Origin of the sequence: Pseudomonas sp. WS 5410, assembly GCF_012985645.1 — a bacterium.
Taxonomy (GTDB): domain Bacteria; phylum Pseudomonadota; class Gammaproteobacteria; order Pseudomonadales; family Pseudomonadaceae; genus Aquipseudomonas; species Aquipseudomonas shahriarae.
Genome location: NZ_JAAQWS010000018.1, coordinates 71,032 through 92,057, shown reverse-complemented (window position 1 = coordinate 92,057; position 21,026 = coordinate 71,032). Strand labels below are relative to the sequence as shown.

Genomic DNA, 21,026 nt, shown 5'->3' with positions numbered 1-21,026 from the left:
GACAATGCTGTGCATGCTGATATCCGGCCTGGCGGTTGCCGACCCCCACTCATTCGATATCGCACCGCAACCCCTGGCAGGCGCACTGAACCGCCTGGCCGCTCAAAGCGGTTTACAGGTGATATTCGATGGCACGTTGGTATTGGGCAAGCACAGCCCTGGGGTCGTCGGTTCCAAAGAACCGGAGGCCGCATTGGCTGAACTGCTGCAAGGCAGCGGCTTGACCTGGCGGGCTACCGGTGGGAATAGCGTGATGCTGGAGAAAGCCTCTGAATCGAGCGGCCCCCTGCAATTGGGGGCAACGGCAATCGTCGGTCAGGAACTGGGCGAAATGACCGAGAACACCGGTTCCTACACCACCGGGGCCATGCAGACTGCCACCAAGCTGCCCTTGACCTTGCGCGAAACACCGCAGTCGGTCAGCGTGGTCACGCGCAAGCGCATGGACGACAAGGCCATGACCAGCATCAGCGATGTCGCCAAAAGTGCGCCGGGGATTTTTCTCAATAACTCCGGCGGGGCTGGTCGGCCGACGTTCAGTGCGCGCGGCTTCGACATCGACAACATCATGTACGACGGTTTTCCCACCAGCTTCCTGACCTACCTGCCCAGCGGAGAAGCCAACCTGGCCATGTATGACCGGGTCGAGATCGTTCGTGGCGCCAGCGGACTGGCCCAGGGCGCGGGCAACCCTGCTGGCGCCATCAACCTGGTGCGCAAGCGCCCGACCCATAAATTCCAGGCCACGCTCACCGGCAGTGCCGGCAGTTGGGATGATTACTCCGGCACCCTGGATGTCGGCGGCCCACTCGATGAAAACGGCACACTGCGCGCCCGTACCGTGGTCTCGCGGCAAGACGCCAAAAGCTTCCGAGACTCGGTGGAGAGTGATGCCGATCTGTTCTATGGGGTGGTCGACGCCGACCTGAGCGATGACTCCACCCTGACACTCGGGGCCTACCGGCAGAAGAACCACACCAACTACATTTGGGGCGGATTGCCCATGGCACGTGGCGGCGGTCATCTGGGGCTGCCGCGCGACACCTTCCTGGGGCATGACTGGGAATACTCGGACAATCGCACCACTGGCTATTTCGCAACCCTGGAGCAAGGCTTGGCCAACGACTGGAAGCTGCGCCTGGCAGCCATGCAGTCCAAGACCGACACTGACGTGCTGGCCTCTTCGGTGTGGGATTACGATCGCCACTATCTATGGACAGAAGCCATGGAGCAGAAGGAGACCGGCTACGACCTGGCACTCAGCGGCCCCTTCCAGATGCTCGGCCAAGAGCATGACCTGACGGTCGGCCTCAGTCGGCGCGAGCTGGATTATCGTTCCGGTAAGGCCTGGAGCGCGTTCATCGACAAGGGCAGCAATCCCTTCGAGTGGGACCCTCGGGGTCACGCCAAACCCGATTACGTCAGGGGCGACAACGGCCTGCCAGAGACCACCACTCAAGACAGTTTCTATGCCAGCACCCGCCTGCGTTTGACCGAGCCACTGTCGCTGATTCTCGGCAGCCGCCTGGACTGGTACGCGTTCGAAGACAGCGCAAACAGTGAAGGCAATTACAAGGTTACGCGTAATCTGACCCGCTACGCCGGCCTGGTCTACGATCTGGACGCCAATCACTCGGTCTATGTCAGCTACACCGATATCTTCAAGCCCCAGAGCAACAAAGGCCTCGACCGAAAAGTGATCGCGCCGATAGTGGGCGAGAACTACGAAGTGGGCATCAAGGGCGAATATTTTGATGGCGCGCTGAACGCCAGCATGGCGGTTTTCCAGGTCGATCAGAAGAATCGCGCCCAGGACCTGCCCGATTTCAAAGGCTGCGGTTCGGGCCCCGCCAGTGAATGCTCTGAGGCTGCCGGCCTGGTGCGCAGCAAGGGCATTGACCTGGAAATCCAGGGCGCCCTGACCGACGATTTGCAATTGTCCGCCGGTTACACCTACACCCAGACGAAATACGTCAACGACGCCAACGCCGCCCGCGAGGGCGAGGACTTCGACCGCGCTAAACCGCGCCAACTGTTCAAGCTGTCGACAATCTACAGCCTGCCCGGTGAGCTGCAGCGCTGGCGCGTTGGCGGTGATGTCTACCAGCAGAGCCGCATCCGCACCTCGGGCGGTACCGGCGCCACTGCCTGGAAAAACCAGCAGGGCTCGTACACGGTGGTCGGCCTAGTGGCAGGGTACAAGGCCAGCGAGCAACTGGACCTGCAACTCAACCTCAACAACCTGTTTGACCGCACCTACTACAGCAGCGTAGCCAATGGCGGCTATACCCCGTACGACATCTACGGCGACCCCCGTAATGTGAAACTGACCGCCCGCTACAGCTTCTAAACAGCCGTTTGTCGCCAGATCCAGGGAAGGATCTGGCCGTGGCCCGGCCGGTATAAAAACGCTTGTGACCTCATCCTCCGGGGGGGCATCAATGCCCTGTCTGTATATTCGAGTTCAGGTCGTGAGCCCCACGCCAGCAGCAGCCTGCAGACATGCAGGTTTTTTTGCCCGAGATTTATCTTGCAACCCTCCCGACAGGACGTCGCCCCGTGAAAAAGAAGCATGACCATCCCCTTTTCAAACCCCGTCGCCCCACCACTGCCCTGACACCGAAAAAGCCCCGGTTCTCCTCCGGCACAGTCCTCTCGCTGGCGGCCGTGGTGATTTCCATTGCCGCCGCGTCGATTTCCTTCTGGCAGTTGGACTTGATGCGTGAGCACAACCGGCTGTCTGTCAGGCCGTATCTGATGGTCACCCCCCACCTGACCGCAGAAAAAGCAGGCCTGTATCTTTCCAACGAAGGTATCGGGCCCGGCATCATCACCTCATTCAAAATCCGGGTGGGTGGCGAACAATTCGACGGTCTGGGTGACAGCCGTTGGCCAGCCGTGTTGAAAAAAGCCCGGCTAAAACCCGAGTGCTTCTCCAAAGGCTGGCCCACCGAGGGTGCGGCTGTCAGGCCCGGCAATGAGATAGCCATCCTATCGCCGACCAAGAGCACACTATTTGGGGGCTATTGCCTGTTTCAACTCAGTCTTTTCCTGCAAGAGAATGAAGTGTTTGCCGATATGGAATATGAATCGCTCTATAAGGAGCGCTTTACCTTTTCGGCCCCTGTGACGATCAATGAAGCGATGGATATAGGCGCCCTGAGCAAACTGCTGTCCGACTGACAGCACTGTTAGCGGGCCTGTCGATGAACACCCGCCAGGGCCTTGCCGACTCGCCACGAAAACCTAGCCGTTTTGCCAGTTACTTAAACGTTTTGTTCAAACTATCGTGTACCCGACCAATTTTTGATGGCAGGGCCGGAAATGGAATTCATCGAACAGACCCGCCAAGGCTATGCAGCCTTTCGCGGTTACCAGACGTGGTATCGCGTGACCGGCAACCTCGACAGCGGCAAGGCCCCACTGGTCATCCTCCACGGAGGCCCCGGCGGTACCCATGACTATCTGGAAGCCTTCAAGGACGTGGCAGCCAGTGGGCATGCGGTGATTCACTATGACCAACTGGGCAATGGCCACTCCACCCACCTGCCCCACCAGCCCGCAGATTTCTGGACGCTTGAGCTGTTTCTCGAAGAGCTGGACAACCTGCTCGACCATCTGCACATCCACAACCATTACGCGATTCTCGGGCACGCCTGGGGCGGCAGACTCGGCAGTGAACACGCGATTCGCCAACCCCGGGGCCTGTGCGCCTTTATCGCTGCCAACCTGGCGGCCGGCTTCGATGACCAGCCCCTGTGCCGGATCAACCCGTGGCCCGAAGAAGTGGCACGCACCTTCGCGCAGATGGCGGCCGACCCTACGGTGTACAACGCCTTGCATGGCCCCCTCGACATTGGCCGGTTGTCGCAGATCAAGGTGCCGACCCTGGTGATTTCCGGGCGCCACGACCAGGCCGCTTCCCTGGAATTCAAAGCGTTCCTCGATGAAATCGGCGATGTGCGCGGAGCGCTGTTTGAAGACTCCAGCCATATGCCCCATGTGGAGGAGCGCCAGCCGTGCATGGGCACAGTGGTGAAATTTTTGGATGAGGTGTGCTCGCCAACGGTCTTCTAAACACCACAAATCCAATGTGGGAGCGGGCTTGCCCGCGATGGGGGAGTGTCAGTCAAATAGTGATCAACTAACCCACCGCTATCGCGGGCAAGCCCGCTCCCACACAAGCTCGCCACATTCAGTTTTTTGTGGCGTTACACCTCGCTGGTTTCAGCCCGCCCCGCCACCGTCGCTTTCTGCGGTGATGCATCCACCACCGGGATCTCCTTGCCCTCGGCATCAAACAATTTGCCCTTGCTGAAGTAGTCCCCATCCCGCAGTGCCGCCACATCCTGGAAGCACAGGCTGCGCTCGGTGCCGGCGACGAACACCGATTGCTGGTCCGAGTTGCCGGCTGTGAAGTGGTTGAACGCCAGATTCAACAGGATCGCCATGATCGCCGAGGAGCTGATCCCCGAGTGGAAGATGGTCGCAAACCAGCTGGGGAACTGATCGTAGAAGCTCGGCGCAGCGATGGGGATCATGCCGAAACCAATGGAGGTGGCAACAATGATCAGGTTCATGTTGTTACGGTAATCGACCTTGGACAGCGTGCGGATCCCACTGGCCGCCACGGTGCCGAACAATACGATCCCGGCGCCGCCCAGCACCGAGGTGGGCACTGCCGCAATCACCCGGCCCATAAAGGGCAGCAGGCCAAGGATCACCAGGAACAGACCACCCGTGGCTACCACATAGCGGCTCTTGACCCCGGTCACCGCCACCAGGCCAACGTTCTGTGCGAAGGCGCTTTGGGTGAACGAACCGAAGATCGGCGCAAACATGCTCGACAGCATGTCGGCACGCAGGCCGTTGCCCAGGCGCTTGGAGTCAACCTTGGTGTCGATGATCTCGCCCACCGCCAGAATATCCGCCGAGGTTTCCACCAGAGTCACCATGACCACGATGCACATGGACAGGATCGCGGCTACATGGAAGGTCGGCATGCCGAAGTGGAACGGCGTGGGGAAGCCGATCATCGGGCCCTGGGTCACGGTGGAGAAGTCCGCCATGCCGAGGAATACCGCGATCAATGTGCCAAACACCATCGCCAGCAGGATCGACAGGCGCGAAATGGTGGCGCTGCCCACCTTGCTCAGCAACAGCACCAGCACCAGGGTGATGGCCGCCAGGCCGATGTTCGGCATGCTGCCAAAGTCAGCGGCGCGACTGTTACCGCCCATGGCCCAACGGGCGGCGACCGGCATCAGCGTCAGGCCAATGGTGGTAATCACGATTCCGGTCACCAGCGGCGGGAAGAACTTGGTAATTCGCGAGAATATCGGGGTGATCAGCAACCCGATCAGCGACGCGGCCATCACCGCGCCCAGGATCGCTGGCACACCGCCCGCGCCGTCGCTGCCGACAATCGCCACCATGGTCGCCACACCGGCAAACGACACCCCTTGCACCAAGGGCAACTGACAGCCAAAAAACGGCAGGCCCAGGGTTTGCAACAGCGTGGCCAGGCCACCGGCAAACAGCGACGCAGCGATCAACAGGCCAATGTCGGCGGGGGATAACCCGGCTGCCTGGCCGACGATCAACGGCACGGCCACGATGCCGCCATACATGGTCAGTACATGCTGCAGGCCGTAAGCCATGTTGGCAGCGACGCCAAGATTCTCATCTTCTGGCCGTTGCGGTGACGCCTTCGGGATAGTCATGGTGAGGGGTTCTCTGTTTTTGTTGTGCGCTCACTGTATGCAATAGAAAGATTGGATGTCCATAGAGTTGTATACAATCATTTCCACAAGATGCCCGCTATCGACGTTACAAAAATCCATTCAGCCGCCCTGCCCAAAGGCCTCAAGCCGTGCCCACAAGGACCTGAAAAAAATGCTCAACCGCACGCTGCGTATCCACTCTGCGGCCATTTGCTACTTCGATATGGTCCGCCGCTGCCATTCGATCCGCGAAGCCGCGCGCCGGCTGAACGTGGCCTCGTCGGCAGTGAACCGGCAGATTCTCAAACTCGAAGACGAAGTCGGCGCAGTCCTGTTCGAGCGCCTGCCCGGTGGGCTGCGCCTGACTGCGGCCGGGGAAATCCTGACCCGCCATGTGACCCTGGTGTTGCAGGATGTGGAACGGGTGCGCGGCGAACTGGAAGGCCTGAACCAGGTACAGACCGGGCATGTAGAGATCGCCACGGTGGAAGGCGCGACAGTGGAGTTGCTGCCCGCCGTGCTCAAACGCATGCGCCAGCGCTACCCGGCGGTGACCATCGGTGTGACCGTGCAGGGCTCACAATCCATTCCGGCGGCGGTGATCAATGGCCAGGCAGACCTGGGGCTGGCCTTTGCCCTGCCGCGCAGCGCGGAAACCACGCAACTGTGTGTCGGCCATTTCCGCCTCGGGGCATTGGTGGCGCCGGGGCATCCACTGGCTTCCCATGCCAGCGTCAGCTACACCCTGTGCGCCGAGCACGGGGTGATCCAGGCCAACAGCGAGCTGTCGATCCATCACCTGATCGCCCCGCTGCACAAGCGCTCGTCGGCCGCGCACAAGCCCTTGCTGCAAAGCAATTCCATGGAACTGGCGCGGCAGTTGGCGCGCCAGCAGTTGGGGGTGGCGTTCCAGACGCGCATCGGGATCGAGGCCGATTTGGCCAGGGGTGAGTTGCTGCACATTCCCTTGAGCGACCAGGGCGGGATGTTCAGCGACCTGGGGCTGTATGCGCGTAAAGGTCGGGATTTGCCCACGGCGGTCGAGTCGATGGCCCACCTGATCAGCGAGGAAATCGCTTTGCGTGAACGCGAAGAATTGCCCTGTACACCGCGTATTTCCTGACCTTCAGGCCAGCTTCAGTGCTGCCGATTCGGCAGCAGCCCAGTCGATATTCTGTTCTTTGAGCATCACGGCGGTTGTGTCGATACTGCGCCCGGCGGCCCCTGCACGGCTGCCACGAGCCAAACGCCAAAGGAACTAAAACAATGAAAAAGGCACTGCACGGCGCAACCGTATTACTCACACTCCTCGGCGGCGGGGAGGCTGTCGCGGTGGAATGGATGAACAACAGCGTAGGATTTCGCTACGGACAACAGTTCACCAATCCGAACAACCCCGACGAATTCAGCAAGCGCATCTACAGCTTCACCCATGCCAGTGGTTACCAGTACGGCAGCAACTTCCTCAACCTCGACGTCTTCCTGTCCGACAGCCGTGACCCACGCAAGGGCACCGATCACGGCGGCAGCGAGGTGTATGCGGTCTACCGCCATCAGCTGTATGCGTCACGGGTCTTCGACAGGCCGCTGGGCACCGGACTGATCAAGGATTACGCGCTGACCCTGGGGTTCGATGCCAACCGCAACAACAACCTGGCATCCGCGAAAAAACGCGCCCTGGTGATCGGGCCGACCGTGAAGTTCAATACGGTCGGGGTGCTGGACCTGAGCCTGATGTACTACAAGGAAAACAACCATTCCGGCATCCCCGGTGCGAAGGATCCGAACCACACCTTCGACGACACCTACATGCTCAACCTGACCTGGATGCGCCCATTCGAACTCGGCAACCATGGCGCGAAGTTCCAGGGCTTTATCAACCATGTCGGTGACAAAGGCCATGACTACAACAGTCGCGACACCGCCGCAGAAACCCTGATGCGCACCGCGCTGATGGTCGCGGTACGGCCGGGCAAAAGCGTCAAGCCCAACCTGTACCTGGGGGTAGGCTACGAATACTGGCATAACAAGTTCGGGGTCGATGGCGGCCGTGGCAGCCGCACCTCGACACCGACATTGAATATGGAAGTGACCTTCTAGGCTAGGCCGGCGCCATCTGCGACTCATCCGCCTTGGTCCGCGCCAGCCAGTAACCCAGCACCGCCAGCGGCGCGGTCGCCAGCATCACGATCACCGTGACCAGCAACGGCTGCTCCAGCAAGGATGACACCAGCAGGCTGGCGACAAAGCACAAGCCCAGTTGCAGGGTGTTTTGCAGGGCGGCGGCCTTGCCGGAGTTTTCCGAAAACGGCATCAGCGCATTCGCCACCACAATCGGATAGCTGGCGCCGTTGACCAGGGCCATCAGGCAGAACGGAATCAGCAAGGTGGTCAACGTCGGAACCGTCAAGGTCGCGACCAGATACAACGCCACCATGCTCACGCAATAGGCCACCAGCAACCACGGCAACAGGAGTTTGCCCTGGAACCGTTGCAGGGCACTGCGGCAGCTGTAGCCGCCCACCAGAAACGCCAGGGTCGGCAGCACATAACTCAGGCCGATGTCATTGGGGCTGTAGCCCATGCCACCGAGAATAAACGGCGAGGCCGTGAGCCAGGCGAAGAAGCTGGCGGAGCACGCGGCGAAGATCATCACATTGCCGGTAAACACCCGCGACTTGAACAATTGCCCGTAACCCAGCCGCGACTGTTCGCCATCAGTGGCCAGGCGCTTGGGCATCGGTTTGAGGAACAGAGTCGGCAACAGCAGTAACAGCGAGACGACCAGCAACACGGCAAAGATCGCCTGCCAGCCCCAGTGATTCAACACCACCGCCCCCAACAACGGTGCCAGCGCCGGTGACAGGGACATCAGCGGCATGATACTGGCAAACACTCGGTGCGCCTTGTCGGCCGGGTACCGGTCAATCACCAGCGCCTGCCAACTGACTGCGGCGCTGCACACCCCAATCGACTGTACAAAACGCAACGCCAGCAGTTGCGGCGCGGTCTCGACCCAGAACATCCCCAGGCAGCCGAGCACAAACAGGCTCAGGCCGGCCAGCAGGATCGGCTTGCGCCCCAGGCGGTCCGACAGCGGCCCCCAGAGCAGTTGCCCCACGGCAAAACCGGCGAGGAAGATACTCAAACTGGCCCCCACCGCACCGGGGGAAATCTGCAGGTGTTCGCCCATGGCGCCGAACGCGGGCAAGTACATATCCATGGCCAGATAGCCGAGCATGCTCAGCCCCGCCAGGTACCAGGTAAAACCAAAAGAGTTTTTCATTGAAGCCTTGTAAGTACTGCCATCAAACAATTTGCTGACTGGCGCCTATTATGAAGCTGGCAGTTGCCCTGTGAAGCGATAATAATTGGACGCTCTTATCAATATTTTTGAAGGCACCCTCATGTGGTCCGAATACTCCCTGGATGTGGTGGATGCCGTGGCCCGTCACGGTAGCTTCAGCGCTGCCGCCCAGGAACTGCACCGCGTACCCTCGGCCATCAGCTACACCGTGCGGCAAATCGAAGAATGGCTGGCAGTGCCGCTGTTTATCCGCCGCCACCGCGATGTAGAGCTGACCCCCGCCGGCCGCCTGTTTATCGACGAAGCCCGTGGCGTGATGAAAACCATGCTCGGCACCCGCCGACTGTGCCAGCAGGTGGCCAATGGCTGGAGCGGCCAGCTGAAGGTGGCGGTGGACTCCATCGTCAAACAGCAGCGTTGCCGGCAACTGGTGCTGGACTTCTATCGCCAGTTCCCGGAAGTGGAGCTGCTGCTGGAGTACGAGGTGTACAACGGGGTGTGGGACGCCCTGGCGGACGAGCGCACCGATATCGTGATCGGCGCCACCAGCGCGGTGCCGGTGGCCAGCCACTTCACATTTCGTGATATGGGCTTGTTGAACTGGCTGTGTGTGGTCAGCGCCCGGCATCCGTTGGCCCAGCTCGACGGTTTGCTCAGTGACGATCAACTGCGACCCTTTGCGTCGCTGTGCATGACCGACACTTCGCGCAACCTGCCCAAGCGCGACACCTGGACCCTGGATAACCAGCGGCGCCTGGTGGTCCCCAACTGGGCATCGGCCATGGATTGCCTGCAGGACGGGTTGTGCGTCGGCATGGTGCCGGCGCACCTGGTGCAGCCATTGATCGACAGCGGTGAACTGGCGGCCCTGCAACTGTCCCGGCCCTTCCCGGCCAGCCCGTCCTGCGTGGCCTGGGCGCAGAACAAACTGTCACCCGCCATGGCCTGGCTCCTGGACTACCTGGGGGATAGCCAGACGCTGAACCAGGAGTGGCTGAACGGACCCGCTTCACAGTAACCGAGCGATGGCCCGCACAATCATCTCCACTTCCTTGCTGTCCAGGGTCAGGGGCGGCAGCAGGCGAATGACCTTGCCCCGCGTAACGTTGAGCAACAACCCCTGCTCCCGTGCAGCCCGTTCGGCCAGGTCGCGCTGCGGCGTGGCCAGTTCAATGCCGATCATCAGGCCACGACCACGGATCGCCAGCACCTGCGGATGCTCACTCAATTCCACTCGCAGCCGCGCCAGCAGCCGCTCGCCCTGGCGCGCGGCGTTCTCCAGCAGGCCTTGTTCCTCGATGATATCCAGCACCGTGCAGCCCACGCGACACGCCAGCGGGTTACCGCCAAAGGTGCTGCCATGGCTGCCTGGGGTGAAGAGCTTGGCCACCGAGGCACGGGCCAGGCAGGCGCCAATCGGAATGCCGTTGCCCAAGCCTTTGGCCAGGGTCATGACGTCCGGGACAATCCCCTCCTGCTGGAAGGCAAACCAGGTGCCGGTACGGCCAATGCCGGTCTGGATCTCATCGAGCATCAACAACCAACCGTGCTGGCTGCAGTGGGCGCGCAAGGCTTTCAGATAGCCCGGCGGGGCCAGTTGCACGCCACTTTCACCCTGGATCGGCTCCAGCAATACCGCGACTATCCGGGCGCCAAACTCACGGGTCACTGCGTCCAATGCCGTCAGGTCGCCAAAGCCGACCTTGATGAAATCCCCCGGCAAACGCTGGAACCCCAGGCGTACCGATGGCCCGTCACTGGCGGCCATGGTGCCCAGGGTGCGGCCGTGGAAGGCGTTCTCCATGACCACCACCAGCGGCTGCTCGATGCCTTTTTTCCAACCGTGCAGGCGCGCCAGTTTCAACGCGGTTTCATTGGCCTCGGCGCCAGAATTGTTGAAAAACGCCTGATCCAGGCCCGATAGCCGGGCCAAACGTTGGGCCAGCCTTTGCTGCCAGTCGATGCCGTACAAGTTGGAGGTATGCAACAGCAACCCGGCTTGCTCGCTGATTGCCGTCACCAGCCGCGGGTGGGAGTGACCGACATTGGTCACGGCAACCCCGGCCACCGCGTCAAGGTATTCACGGCCTTGCTGGTCCCACAGGCGGGTGCCCAAGCCACGGGCAAAGCTCAGGGCCAGGGGTTGATAGGTGGTCATCAGGCAAGCGGCGGTCATGGCATCGGGCTCCATCAAGGTCATGGCCTTAGTATCGTTAGCCACTCAAGCTGGATAAACTGCGCATACCTGCAATGACTTTAAATCAGGACTTGATAATGGATCTGTTCCAGGCAATGAGCGTCTACGTCAAAGTGGTAGAAACCGGCAGCATGACCGCAGCCGCCCAGGTCTGCGGCCTGTCTACGACCATGGTCGGCAACCACCTGCGCGCCCTGGAACAACGCCTCGGCGTCAGCCTGCTCAAGCGCACGACCCGCAAGCAAAGCCTGACCGAGTTCGGCGGCCTGTATTACCAGCGCTGCCTGGAAGTCCTGGGGCTGGTGGCCAACTCCGAGCAATTGGCGGAACAGGTCCACCGCGAAGCGCCCCAAGGGTTGCTGCGCATCACCGCACCGCCCGCGTTCGGGGCCGAGCGCCTGGCACCGGCGCTCAGTGAGTTTTCCCGCCGCTACCCGCTGATCCAGCTGTACGTGGTGTTGAGCAATCAAACGATGGACCTGATCGACAGTGGCTTCGACGTCGCGATCCGCCTGGGTGAGCTGCAACCTTCAAGCCTGATCGCCCGGCCCTTGCAGGACTACACCATGACCCTGTGCGCATCGCCGGATTATCTGGCGCGCCGGGGTACACCCCAGCAACCCATGGACTTGCAGAACCACGACTGCCTGGCGTTCGCCTACCCATCGACCGATGACTGGCGCAACGCCGACAAGCTCTGGCGCCTACGGGGGGCCGAGGGTGAAGTCGAAGTCGCCGTGTCCGGGCCCATGACCATCAACAGCTCCCAGGCCCTGCAGCGCGCGGCCGTCGAAGGCATGGGCATCGTGATGCTACCCGACGCCCTGGTGGCCGCCGACCTGCTGGCGGGCCGACTGGTGGCGCTACTGCCAGGTTATCAGTCACCTTCGCGCTCCATGCACCTTCTATATGCACAGGACCGCTACCGCCTGCCCAAGCTGCGGGCCTTCGTCGACTTCGTGATCGAACAATGGGCGCGTTAGAAATTCACCCCCAGGGCCTTCAGCTCACCGCGGGTCTGCTCGGGTGATACATGATGAATACCCCGCCAGCCCACAGCACTGGCAGCGTGGGCGTTTTCAGCCACATCGTCGATAAACACCAGTTCTTCGGGGCGGATATCCGGCAAATGGGCGCGCACCTGGTCAAGGCTGGCGCGGTAGATCGCAGGGTCGGGCTTGATCAGCTTTACCTCGCCGGACACCACGATATTGCGAAAGTACTTCAGGAAGGGGTAGTTGGCGCGAGCATAGGGGAAGGTTTCAGCGGACCAGTTGGTCAAGCCGAACAGCGGCACTTTAGCCTCATGCAGGTCTTCAAGAATCGCTACGCCGTCGGCGAGCGGGCCGCGCAGCATTTCATGCCAGCGGTCGTAGTAGGCCCGGATCAGGGCCTCATGTTGCGGGTGCTCGGCGATCAGGCTGTGGGTGGCTTCAGCCAGGGTGCGCCCAGCGTCCTGTTCGGTGTTCCAGGCCTGGGTACAGATGTTCTCGAGGAACCATTGGCGCTCCTCGTCACCGGTAATCAGTTTGCGGTACAGATGCTGCGGGCTCCAATCAAACAGGACACCGCCGAAATCAAAAACTACTGCACGAATCGTCATGAAGATCCTCCGTTAGCCGAGTGTGGTCACTGGAACACCCAGCATGAAGCAAATGTGGGAGCTGTCGAGCCCCGGCGAGGCTGCGATAGCGGCGGCACTGCAACATTATGTTGCCTGAACCACCGCTAGCGCAGCCTCGCCGGGGCTCGACAGCTCCCACAAGGGTTTCGCTTAGTTTGTTAGAGCTTAAACCTGAACCAGACCTTCAATCTTCACAGTCGGATTGACGTCCGCGTCGTAATCCACGCCATCAATCTCGAAACCGAACAGGCGCAGGAACTCTGCCTTGTAGCCGGCAAAATCGCTGATTTCGTTGACGTTGTCATCGGTCACCTGGTTCCACAGCGCCGCCACGGCGTCCTGGACTTTCGGTTCCAGCTCCGCCAGGTCGGCACGCAGGCGGCCATCGGCGTCAAGCTTCGGATCGCTGCCGTACAGGCTGTCCTTGAACAGACCGTAGACCTGCTCGATGCAGCCTTCGTGGGTGCCCTGCTCCTTCATCACCTTGAACAGCAGCGACAGGTACAACGGCATGATCGGGATCGCCGAACTGGCCTGGGTAACCACGGCCTTGAGCACCGAGACGCGGGCATCGCCCTTGAGTGCGGCGAGGTTGTCGCGCAGGGTCAGGACTTTCTTGTCGAGGTCTTTCTTGGCCTCGCCGATGGAGCCGTTCCAGTAAATATCCTGGGTCAGTTTTTCGCCCAGGTAGGTGAACGCGGTGGTCTTGGCGCCTTCGGCCAGCACGTCGGCGTCACGCAGGGCGTCGATCCACAGCTGCCAGTCTTCGCCGCCCATCACTTTGACGGTGCCGTCGATTTCTTCCTGGGTCGCCGGCTCCAGCGTGGTGTCGACCACAACGCCCTTGTCGGTGTTGATCCCGCGCAGGGTCACAGCCTTGCCGATCGGCTTGAGGGTGGAGTTGTGCACCACGCCCTGCGGATCAGTACGGCGCGGCGCGGCCAGGCTGTAGACCACCAGGTCGATCTTGCCCAGGTCTTTCTTGATGGTTTCGATGGTCAGGCGCTTGATCTCGTCAGAGAACGCATCGCCATTGATGCTCTTGGCGTACAGGCCTTTTTCGGCGGCAAACTTGTGGAAAGCGGCGCTGTTGTACCAGCCGGCAGAGCTGAGCTTGCCTTCTTCGCCTTCTTTTTCAAAAAACACGCCAAGGGTGTCGGCGCCACAACCAAACGCGGCACTGATACGCGCAGCCAGGCCGTAACCGGTGGACGCACCGAGCACCAGGACTTTCTTCGGGCCGCCTTCGATGGCACCGTGTTCGGTCACATAGTCGATCTGCTCTTTGACGTTCGCTTCGCAGCCAACAGGGTGGGCGGTCACACAGATAAAGCCACGAACCCGCGGTTTGATGATCATAAAATTTCTGCCTCTTCCAAGGTGCCGATGGCCAATGGTGGCCATTACGGCGTCAATCGTACTGGTCTATGACGTCCGAAAAACCGAAGCGTCACGATAGTCGCAATTCTTCTGTTCGCAAAATCCAATCCACACCAGCCAAAGGCACTATATTTTTCCGACAAGGGCGCGAATTCAGCAAGTTCTGCGGCATGATGAGGCAGGACAGAGTTTGCGTCCTGCCTTTAGGGCAGGGAAAATGCCCGTCCTGTGCGACCGTATTCGGCGCTCGTCATCCTCAAGCCACTGGCTGTCCATCGCCCGGTGGCTGCGCTTTCAGGGAATAAGAATGCCTCAACGCCAAGTCATCAATGCCTCCGTCAGCCCCAAGGGCAGTCTCGAAACGCTGTCACAACGTGAAGTCCAGCAACTGAGCGAAGCCGGCTCCGGCAGCATCTATACGCTTTTCCGCCAGTGCGCCCTGGCCATCCTCAATACCGGCGCCCATATCGACAACGCCAAGACCATCCTCGACGCCTACAAGGACTTCGAAGTCCGCATCCATCAACAGGATCGCGGCGTGCGCCTGGAGCTGTTGAACGCGCCAGCCGACGCGTTCGTAGATGGCGAAATGATCGCCAGCACCCGGGAAATGCTGTTCAGCGCCCTGCGCGACATTGTCTACACCGAAAACGAACTCGATAGCCAACGCATCGACCTGAGCACCTCCCAGGGCATCACCGACTACGTGTTCCACCTGTTGCGCAACGCGCGTACCTTGCGCCCGGGTGTCGAGCCGAAGATCGTGGTGTGCTGGGGCGGGCACTCGATCAATACCGAAGAATACAAATACACCAAGAAAGTCGGGCACGAACTGGGCCTGCGCAGCCTCGACGTGTGCACCGGTTGCGGCCCGGGCGTGATGAAAGGTCCGATGAAGGGCGCGACCATTTCCCACGCCAAGCAACGCATCACCGGCGGGCGCTACCTGGGCCTCACCGAGCCGGGCATCATCGCCGCCGAAGCACCGAACCCAATCGTCAACGAACTGGTGATCCTGCCGGATATCGAAAAACGCCTGGAAGCCTTCGTGCGTGTCGGGCACGGCATCATCATCTTCCCCGGCGGCGCCGGTACGGCTGAAGAGTTCCTGTACCTGTTGGGCATCCTGATGCACCCGGACAACCGTGACGTGCCCTTCCCGGTCATCCTCACCGGGCCCAAACAGGCGGCGCCGTACCTGCAACAGCTGCATGCGTTTGTCGGCGCGACCCTGGGTGAAGCGGCCCAGGCCCACTACCAGATCATCATTGATGACCCCGCCGAAGTCGCCCGGCAGATGACCGCGGGCCTGAAGGACGTCAAACAGTTCCGCCGCGAGCGCAACGACGCCTTCCACTTCAACTGGCTGCTGAAGATCGACGAAGGCTTCCAGCGTCCGTTCGACCCAACCCATGCCAACATGGCCAGCCTGCAGTTGAACCATGCCCTGCCGCCCCATGAACTGGCGGCCAACCTGCGCCGGGCGTTCTCGGGGATCGTGGCGGGTAACGTCAAGGACAAGGGTATCCGCCTGATCGAACAGAACGGCCCGTACGAGATCCACGGCGACCCGACCATCATGAAACCACTGGATGAGCTGTTGAAGGCGTTTGTGGAGCAGCACCGGATGAAACTGCCTGGCGGCGCGGCGTATGTGCCGTGCTATCGCGTGGTGCAATAAGGCAGATTGCCAGGTCATAGGTTGTATTGCTTTAGAGCCATCTGAGGGGTGTCGAGGGAGCGAAAGCGGACTAGGGTTTTATCTATTCCGACCACCGACACCTACCAGCAGAGCGACCTATGGACCAACGGATCTTGTCCTCCATTATTCCTTACCCTAAGGTAAGGAATATCCCGATGGAGATCTTCATTATGGCCACCGCCACACTCACCTCAAAAGGGCAAATCACCATCCCCGTTCAAGTCCGCAGCGCGTTGGGCCTGGACACTGGAGACCGGGTGGAGTTTGTCGAAATGGAAGATGGCAAGTTTGCCATTATCGCTGCCAACCACAGCGTCCAGGACCTCAAGGGCCTGATCCGCAAGCCCGCCAAGGCCGTCAGCATTGAACAAATGAACCAGGCCATCGCCGCGCAGGGAGCGAAAGCGGGATGATTGGCCTGGATACCAATGTGCTGGTGCGCTATGTCACTCAGGACGATCCGGTTCAATCGGCCACGGCCTCGAACCTGATCGAATCCCTGACCGTTGTTTCACCGGGCTTCGTCAGCCTGGTCTCGGTCGTGGAGCTGGTATGGGTATTACAGAGCTGCTACCAATGCACCAAGACGCAACTGGTGGCGGTTCTGGAAACCCTGCTGCGCACCCGTGAACTGATCATCGAAGATGCCGAACTCATCTGGCAGGCCGTGCGCCGATTTACCACGACCAAGGCTGACTTCGCCGACTGTTTGATCGAACGCTGTGCCCACGCTGCCGGGTGCGAATACACCGCCACCTTTGATATCGACGCCGCGAAAGCCGTCGGCATGCGTCGCCTGGGCTGAATCCTGGCGTTGCTGCAACGGACCTGCTTTGGTAAAACCTGTATTCCACTGCCCCTTGAGAGACCGCCCAACGTGCGCACGCTTCTGCTCGCAGCCCTGCTCCTGACACCCACCCTCGCCCTGGCAGAAACCATCGCCTGGCCGGACCTTCCAGAGACCTGTTTCGTCAGCGGCCGGTCGGCCACCAACGACGATGTCGACAATGGCTGTGCGGCGTTTCTGATCAATGTGAAAGGCAAGGCGGCAGGCACGCCCATCAAGCTGGAGATCCCCCAATACGCCATGCACGTCGAAGCGGGCACAGGCAAGGAAACGCCGGTGATCATCATCCAGGCGGAAGAGAACGGTGAGATCAAGGCGGTTGGGTACAAGGAACTGGGAACGGAGCAATTGGGCGCGGCGTTGCTCAAGGAAGTGCGGCTGCTGGGAACCAAAAAGCCGACCTGAAGAACCCTATCCAGGCGACCTGGGCATGATGTTTACGACGCACGCACCATCGCCTGCCTCTTCAAACCCACCGGGCTGACCAAACTCATCCCCGGAATACAGTTACCTGGGCTGCCGCCGCATCAGCTTTATTTACTTTCTGATAGCGCTAATCATCTGGCATTGCACCTACATGAGCAGATCAAAAAAGGGTTCAGTATTCGGCCCTTTTGAGCAGACCGAATAGCCACAATCAAAAAACCCGCTGACCGTTACCGGTTCAGCGGTTTTTTAACTGTCGATTCAATCCTGTCTCAGGACTGCGTCAACCGCTTACAGTGCAATGTCAGCCGCCGGCTTGCTCGGCTCGGCCGCAGGCTTGGCAGCCTCGGTCGCCTGTGGAGCAGCCATTTGCGGCATGGCTGGCGGAGGCGTCAGTTGCAACACCTTGGCGGTGTAGGCCCATTCTTGCGCAACGCGCTCAGGGCTGCCGTTCAGCTTGGTGCCATAGCTCGGCACGATCTGCTTCAGCTTCTCCTGCCAGGCCGGGGTAGCGACCTTGTCCTTGAACACTTTTTCCAGCACCGTCAGCATGATCGGTGCTGCGGTGGATGCACCTGGCGACGCACCCAACAGGCCAGCGATGGTGTTGTCGGCGGAGCTGACCACTTCGGTACCGAGTTTCAGGACGCCGCCCTGCTCTTCGTCACGCTTGATGATCTGCACACGCTGACCGGCTTGCCACAAGCGCCAGTCTTCTTTCTTGGCGTTCGGGAAGTACTCTTGCAGCGCCTTGAAGCGGTCGTCATCCGACTGCATCAACTGGCCGGCGAGGTACTCGACCAGTGGGTATTCACGAATACCGACTTTGGTCATTGGCCAGATGTTGTGGGTGGTGGTGCTGGTCAGCAGGTCCAGATACGAGCCTTCTTTGAGGAACTTGGTGGAGAAGGTCGCGAATGGGCCAAACAGGATCACACGCTTGCCATCCAGCACGCGGGTGTCCAGGTGCGGAACCGACATCGGTGGCGCGCCAACCGATGCCTTGCCGTAGGCCTTGGCCAGGTGTTGCTCGGCAATCGTTGGGTTCTCGGTCACCAGGAACGAACCACCCACCGGGAAGCCGGCGTATTCCTTGGCTTCAGGAATGCCCGACTTTTGCAGCAGGTGCAGGGCACCGCCGCCCGCGCCGATAAACACGAACTTGGCGTCGGTCTCGGTCTTGGTACCGTCTTTCAGGTTTTTGTAGCTGACGCGCCACGAACCGTCGGCGTTCTTGGTGATGTCCTGCACTTCGCTCGACAGTTTCAGGTCGAACTTGGGCGTGGTCTGCAAGTGAGCGACGAACTGGCGGGTAATCTCGCCGAAGTTCACGTCAGTGCCGATCGGAGACCAGGTCGCAGCGATTTTCTGGTTCGGGTCACGCCCTTCCATCATCAGCGGAACCCACTTCTTGATCTGTACCGGATCTTCGGAGTATTCCATGCCAGCAAACAGCGGGCTCGCCTGCAGCGCTTCGTAACGCTTTTTCAGGAACTTGATGTTGTCATCGCCCCACACAAAGCTCATGTGCGGAGTGGAGTTGATGAACGAGCGCGGGTTCTTCAGAACGCCTTGCTGAACCTGCCACGACCAGAACTGGCGGGAGATCTGGAACGCTTCGTTGATCTCGACCGCTTTCGGGATCTCAACGGTGCCGTCCTTGTTTTCCGGGGTGTAGTTCAGCTCAGCCAGGGCCGAGTGACCGGTACCGGCATTGTTCCAACCGTTGGAGCTTTCTTCGGCGACACCGTCCAGGCGCTCAACCATCTCCATCGACCAATCCGGCTGCAGCTCATTGAGCCACACACCCAGGGTCGCGCTCATGATGCCGCCGCCGATCAATAGCACATCAACTTTCTTTGCCTCTTCCGCCTGGACGGAAGTAATCCCTATCGACAAAGCCAGCCCCAGCAGGGCAGTGTTCACTTTTTTAAACATCGTAGCACCTATGATAAAACGCCTTCCGCCCTACCGTCCTTGACCTTCCGGCAACCGTGGTGCGCCAAACATCAGGCAATGCTTGGCTGGGTCCCGTACTCGCATGAACTGCAGGGTGGGCACACAAGGCCGACGTATCGACCTCACTTTTATGTCCCTTCTGCGCTGACTTTTTATCATTATTGGCTTCAGCTACCTCGGCGACAGCTCTCTGCCGGTACGCATTCGGGAGTGCGTACCAGAGAAAGGATAGACCAAGATGGCGCGCAGAATATCATGCTCCGGCGGGATCGGGCGTCTGTTCTGGACTTGGTGGTCGTCTTCGCGACAGGTTCAGCGCCACCGGAGGAATAGGGCATCCTGTGACCCGGCGTTTGTAGTCCCGGCAGGATGGAGAGAAATGCTGAAAATCAGAAAAGCCGATGGGAATCATCGAGTTTTTACGGTTTTCCGCCCTGCCCAATTGTCGATAATCGCGCCTACCCAAAACACAGGCGCGCATCCAGATGACAGAGACAAAAAGCTATACGGCCACCGCAAAATGGCTGCACTGGGGCATGGCACTCATCTGGATTGCCGCCTGGCTGGTGGGAATTGTCGCCGTTCACTGGCGCGATGAATTCAACCCGCAGCATCAACTCACGTTTTTACACAAGGCGATGGCTAGCACCCTGCTATTGCTTATCGTCCTGCGCATCGCCTGGCGCCTGACCCATGCAGCACCGGCGATGCCCGATACGATGACACCACGGCTCAAGCGTGCAGCGTTTATTGGCCACCTGTTGCTGTACATCGTGGCACTGCTCGGATTGCCGATATCCGGGTGGTACTGGAGCTCGGTGGCTGACAAACCCATTCTGGTTGCGGGCCTATTCCTGCTGCCGCCGCTGGTGGAGCCGGATAAAAGCCTCTATGACCTGGCAAAAGCGATTCACACCTACAGCGCGTGGTTATGCGGCGCTCTGGTAGGTGGGCATGTGATGGTGGCGCTGAAGCATCATTTTGTTGATAAGGACAAGGTACTGGCGGGGATGTTGCCGGGGCGCGTCGAGTGATGTGGGAAGGCACCGGAACCGTACTCTCCTCAGAAAAAAGCTCCACCAGATTACGTGCCTTGTAGGTAGGTCGATCCAGCTTTCGGGGCGTCAGACGATTCCCTCTTGAGGGGATGACGGCTTCAGCCCCATTGCGCTGTATCAACTCCACGAAGGCATCTGAGTCATAACCTTGTAAACCTTTGGCCATATTCAGAGCCTTGTACGGGCGTCAGCAGCAGGCGTACCGGGTTCCCCAGGGCATTGACGGCAGCATGAATCCTGGTGCTCAGTCCGCCTCTGGACTTGCCCATGGCTTCGGCGTCCTGACATGGTTTTTTGCCGCACCATGGTGATGAACGCGCACTATGCTGTCATCCACCATCAGGTGTTCCAGGGGCACTGTCAGGTTGTTTAGGCCTTACGGATAGCGGCCCGCGTTGATAAACACAGAGTCATGGCTTATCCAAAGATTTCCACATCTCTGAAGGGGTTTCGTTATCCCCGCGAACCCCAGGGCGGTTCAATGCGCTTGAGCGCCGGCATGTTCAGCGCGCGATTGACCCACGAACCACAATACCGCTTGGGCGCAAAGCCTACCCAATCGGGGTGGTTATCGAAGTGGATCAAGCTGATGGGCGCTTTCAAGTCGGCAATAAACGCCAGCGTGAGGTGATGATAGTCACCGGAGCCAACGAAGAAAATTTCCGGACGCGCATTGGTTGGCAGGGGCTCGGGTCCTGCATGTCTATGCGCGTGGCCCGGCCGCTGGCCAAACGCCGGGCAATCGGCGCCTGACCGGCAAGTCGGCTCCCACAACACAGAAGCCGCCCTGCCGGCGATGGCTT

At 60.1% G+C, this 21,026-nt stretch carries 18 protein-coding genes and 1 pseudogene; 12 read left to right on the top strand and 7 right to left on the bottom strand.

Annotated features, from left to right (window positions below):
- The first annotated feature begins 13 nt into the window (after positions 1 to 13).
- From HBO24_RS23205 to HBO24_RS23195, 3 genes are all read left to right on the top strand, one after another.
- Positions 14 to 2,350, top strand: coding sequence for a TonB-dependent receptor (locus HBO24_RS23205; RefSeq protein ID WP_233092148.1), 2,337 nt, complete (start codon positions 14 to 16; stop codon positions 2,348 to 2,350).
- A gap of 209 nt (positions 2,351 to 2,559) precedes the next feature.
- Complete coding sequence (locus HBO24_RS23200) at positions 2,560 to 3,183, top strand: hypothetical protein (protein WP_120733667.1); 624 nt, start codon at positions 2,560 to 2,562, stop codon at positions 3,181 to 3,183.
- Positions 3,184 to 3,324: 141 nt separating this feature from the next.
- The gene (locus HBO24_RS23195; RefSeq protein WP_057438562.1) at positions 3,325 to 4,077 is read left to right on the top strand and encodes an alpha/beta fold hydrolase; all 753 of its coding nucleotides are present in this window, start codon (positions 3,325 to 3,327) and stop codon (positions 4,075 to 4,077) included.
- Positions 4,078 to 4,211: 134 nt separating this feature from the next.
- Here HBO24_RS23195 and HBO24_RS23190 read toward each other — a convergent pair whose 3' ends face one another.
- A complete protein-coding gene (locus HBO24_RS23190) occupies positions 4,212 to 5,723 on the bottom strand; it encodes a nucleobase:cation symporter-2 family protein (protein ID WP_057438561.1) in 1,512 nt (503 codons plus the stop codon).
- Positions 5,724 to 5,895: 172 nt separating this feature from the next.
- Between HBO24_RS23190 and HBO24_RS23185 the strand changes: the two genes are divergently transcribed.
- A complete protein-coding gene (locus HBO24_RS23185; RefSeq protein ID WP_057438560.1) occupies positions 5,896 to 6,846 on the top strand; it encodes a LysR family transcriptional regulator in 951 nt (316 codons plus the stop codon).
- Positions 6,847 to 6,989: 143 nt separating this feature from the next.
- Entirely contained in the window at positions 6,990 to 7,823 is an 834-nt protein-coding gene (locus HBO24_RS23180) for a nucleoside-binding protein (RefSeq protein WP_120733672.1), read from the top strand.
- Position 7,824: 1 nt separating this feature from the next.
- Here HBO24_RS23180 and punC read toward each other — a convergent pair whose 3' ends face one another.
- On the bottom strand, positions 7,825 to 9,009 hold the full coding sequence (punC, locus tag HBO24_RS23175) for a purine nucleoside transporter PunC (RefSeq protein WP_115128661.1): 1,185 nt from the start codon (positions 9,007 to 9,009) through the stop codon (positions 7,825 to 7,827).
- A 121-nt stretch (positions 9,010 to 9,130) separates the two neighbouring features.
- Between punC and punR the strand changes: the two genes are divergently transcribed.
- Positions 9,131 to 10,048 carry a DNA-binding transcriptional activator PunR gene (gene punR / locus HBO24_RS23170; protein ID WP_057438557.1) on the top strand — a complete coding sequence of 306 codons (918 nt, stop codon included), beginning with the start codon at positions 9,131 to 9,133 and terminating at the stop codon, positions 10,046 to 10,048.
- Here the strand turns inward: punR and HBO24_RS23165 are convergent.
- Positions 10,040 to 11,206, bottom strand: a complete 1,167-nt coding sequence (locus HBO24_RS23165) for an aspartate aminotransferase family protein (RefSeq protein WP_128592933.1) — start codon at positions 11,204 to 11,206, stop codon at positions 10,040 to 10,042. The genes punR and HBO24_RS23165 overlap by 9 nt on opposite strands.
- A gap of 98 nt (positions 11,207 to 11,304) precedes the next feature.
- On the opposite strand from HBO24_RS23165, the gene HBO24_RS23160 reads away from it, so the two are divergent.
- Positions 11,305 to 12,210, top strand: a complete 906-nt coding sequence (locus HBO24_RS23160; RefSeq protein WP_057438556.1) for a LysR family transcriptional regulator — start codon at positions 11,305 to 11,307, stop codon at positions 12,208 to 12,210.
- Here the strand turns inward: HBO24_RS23160 and HBO24_RS23155 are convergent.
- A complete protein-coding gene (locus tag HBO24_RS23155) occupies positions 12,207 to 12,830 on the bottom strand; it encodes an HAD family phosphatase (RefSeq protein ID WP_169960247.1) in 624 nt (207 codons plus the stop codon). The two genes, HBO24_RS23160 and HBO24_RS23155, sit on opposite strands and share 4 nt — an antisense overlap.
- Positions 12,831 to 13,016: 186 nt before the next feature.
- Complete coding sequence (gene fabV / locus HBO24_RS23150; RefSeq protein WP_170060395.1) at positions 13,017 to 14,210, bottom strand: enoyl-ACP reductase FabV; 1,194 nt, start codon at positions 14,208 to 14,210, stop codon at positions 13,017 to 13,019.
- Positions 14,211 to 14,538: 328 nt separating this feature from the next.
- Here fabV and ppnN point away from each other — a divergent pair, with 328 nt between their 5' ends.
- From ppnN to HBO24_RS23130, 4 genes are all read left to right on the top strand, one after another.
- On the top strand, positions 14,539 to 15,912 hold the full coding sequence (gene ppnN, locus HBO24_RS23145; protein ID WP_169960249.1) for a nucleotide 5'-monophosphate nucleosidase PpnN: 1,374 nt from the start codon (positions 14,539 to 14,541) through the stop codon (positions 15,910 to 15,912).
- A gap of 176 nt (positions 15,913 to 16,088) precedes the next feature.
- The gene (locus HBO24_RS23140) at positions 16,089 to 16,346 is read left to right on the top strand and encodes an AbrB/MazE/SpoVT family DNA-binding domain-containing protein (RefSeq protein ID WP_057438553.1); all 258 of its coding nucleotides are present in this window, start codon (positions 16,089 to 16,091) and stop codon (positions 16,344 to 16,346) included.
- Positions 16,343 to 16,738, top strand: a complete 396-nt coding sequence (locus tag HBO24_RS23135; RefSeq protein WP_115128667.1) for a type II toxin-antitoxin system VapC family toxin — start codon at positions 16,343 to 16,345, stop codon at positions 16,736 to 16,738. Before HBO24_RS23140 ends, HBO24_RS23135 begins: the two co-directional genes overlap by 4 nt.
- 72 nt (positions 16,739 to 16,810) lie before the next feature.
- Positions 16,811 to 17,185, top strand: coding sequence for a hypothetical protein (locus tag HBO24_RS23130; protein WP_057960278.1), 375 nt, complete (start codon positions 16,811 to 16,813; stop codon positions 17,183 to 17,185).
- Between the two features lie 312 nt (positions 17,186 to 17,497).
- Here HBO24_RS23130 and mqo read toward each other — a convergent pair whose 3' ends face one another.
- Positions 17,498 to 19,144 carry a malate dehydrogenase (quinone) gene (gene mqo / locus HBO24_RS23125; RefSeq protein ID WP_170044378.1) on the bottom strand — a complete coding sequence of 549 codons (1,647 nt, stop codon included), beginning with the start codon at positions 19,142 to 19,144 and terminating at the stop codon, positions 17,498 to 17,500.
- A gap of 506 nt (positions 19,145 to 19,650) precedes the next feature.
- Between mqo and HBO24_RS23120 the strand changes: the two genes are divergently transcribed.
- On the top strand, positions 19,651 to 20,199 hold the full coding sequence (locus HBO24_RS23120; RefSeq protein ID WP_169960252.1) for a cytochrome b: 549 nt from the start codon (positions 19,651 to 19,653) through the stop codon (positions 20,197 to 20,199).
- 504 nt (positions 20,200 to 20,703) lie between these two features.
- Here HBO24_RS23120 and HBO24_RS29695 read toward each other — a convergent pair.
- Positions 20,704 to 21,002: pseudogene (locus tag HBO24_RS29695) on the bottom strand (arginase); the annotation flags it as partial.
- Positions 21,003 to 21,026: the final 24 nt, after the last annotated feature.

Bases quoted from the DNA above. Each gene is read 5' to 3' on its own strand.
- HBO24_RS23205 (WP_233092148.1), top strand. From the start codon at position 14: ATGCTGATATCCGGCCTGGCGGTTGCCGACCCCCACTCATTCGATATC.
- HBO24_RS23195 (WP_057438562.1), top strand. From the start codon at position 3,325: ATGGAATTCATCGAACAGACCCGCCAAGGCTATGCAGCCTTTCGCGGT.
- HBO24_RS23190 (WP_057438561.1), bottom strand. From the start codon at position 5,723: ATGACTATCCCGAAGGCGTCACCGCAACGGCCAGAAGATGAGAATCTT.
- HBO24_RS23185 (WP_057438560.1), top strand. From the start codon at position 5,896: ATGCTCAACCGCACGCTGCGTATCCACTCTGCGGCCATTTGCTACTTC.
- HBO24_RS23180 (WP_120733672.1), top strand. From the start codon at position 6,990: ATGAAAAAGGCACTGCACGGCGCAACCGTATTACTCACACTCCTCGGC.
- punC (WP_115128661.1), bottom strand. From the start codon at position 9,009: ATGAAAAACTCTTTTGGTTTTACCTGGTACCTGGCGGGGCTGAGCATG.
- punR (WP_057438557.1), top strand. From the start codon at position 9,131: ATGTGGTCCGAATACTCCCTGGATGTGGTGGATGCCGTGGCCCGTCAC.
- HBO24_RS23165 (WP_128592933.1), bottom strand. From the start codon at position 11,206: ATGACCGCCGCTTGCCTGATGACCACCTATCAACCCCTGGCCCTGAGC.
- HBO24_RS23160 (WP_057438556.1), top strand. From the start codon at position 11,305: ATGGATCTGTTCCAGGCAATGAGCGTCTACGTCAAAGTGGTAGAAACC.
- HBO24_RS23155 (WP_169960247.1), bottom strand. From the start codon at position 12,830: ATGACGATTCGTGCAGTAGTTTTTGATTTCGGCGGTGTCCTGTTTGAT.
- fabV (WP_170060395.1), bottom strand. From the start codon at position 14,210: ATGATCATCAAACCGCGGGTTCGTGGCTTTATCTGTGTGACCGCCCAC.
- ppnN (WP_169960249.1), top strand. From the start codon at position 14,539: ATGCCTCAACGCCAAGTCATCAATGCCTCCGTCAGCCCCAAGGGCAGT.
- HBO24_RS23140 (WP_057438553.1), top strand. From the start codon at position 16,089: ATGGAGATCTTCATTATGGCCACCGCCACACTCACCTCAAAAGGGCAA.
- HBO24_RS23135 (WP_115128667.1), top strand. From the start codon at position 16,343: ATGATTGGCCTGGATACCAATGTGCTGGTGCGCTATGTCACTCAGGAC.
- mqo (WP_170044378.1), bottom strand. From the start codon at position 19,144: ATGTTTAAAAAAGTGAACACTGCCCTGCTGGGGCTGGCTTTGTCGATA.
- HBO24_RS23120 (WP_169960252.1), top strand. From the start codon at position 19,651: ATGACAGAGACAAAAAGCTATACGGCCACCGCAAAATGGCTGCACTGG.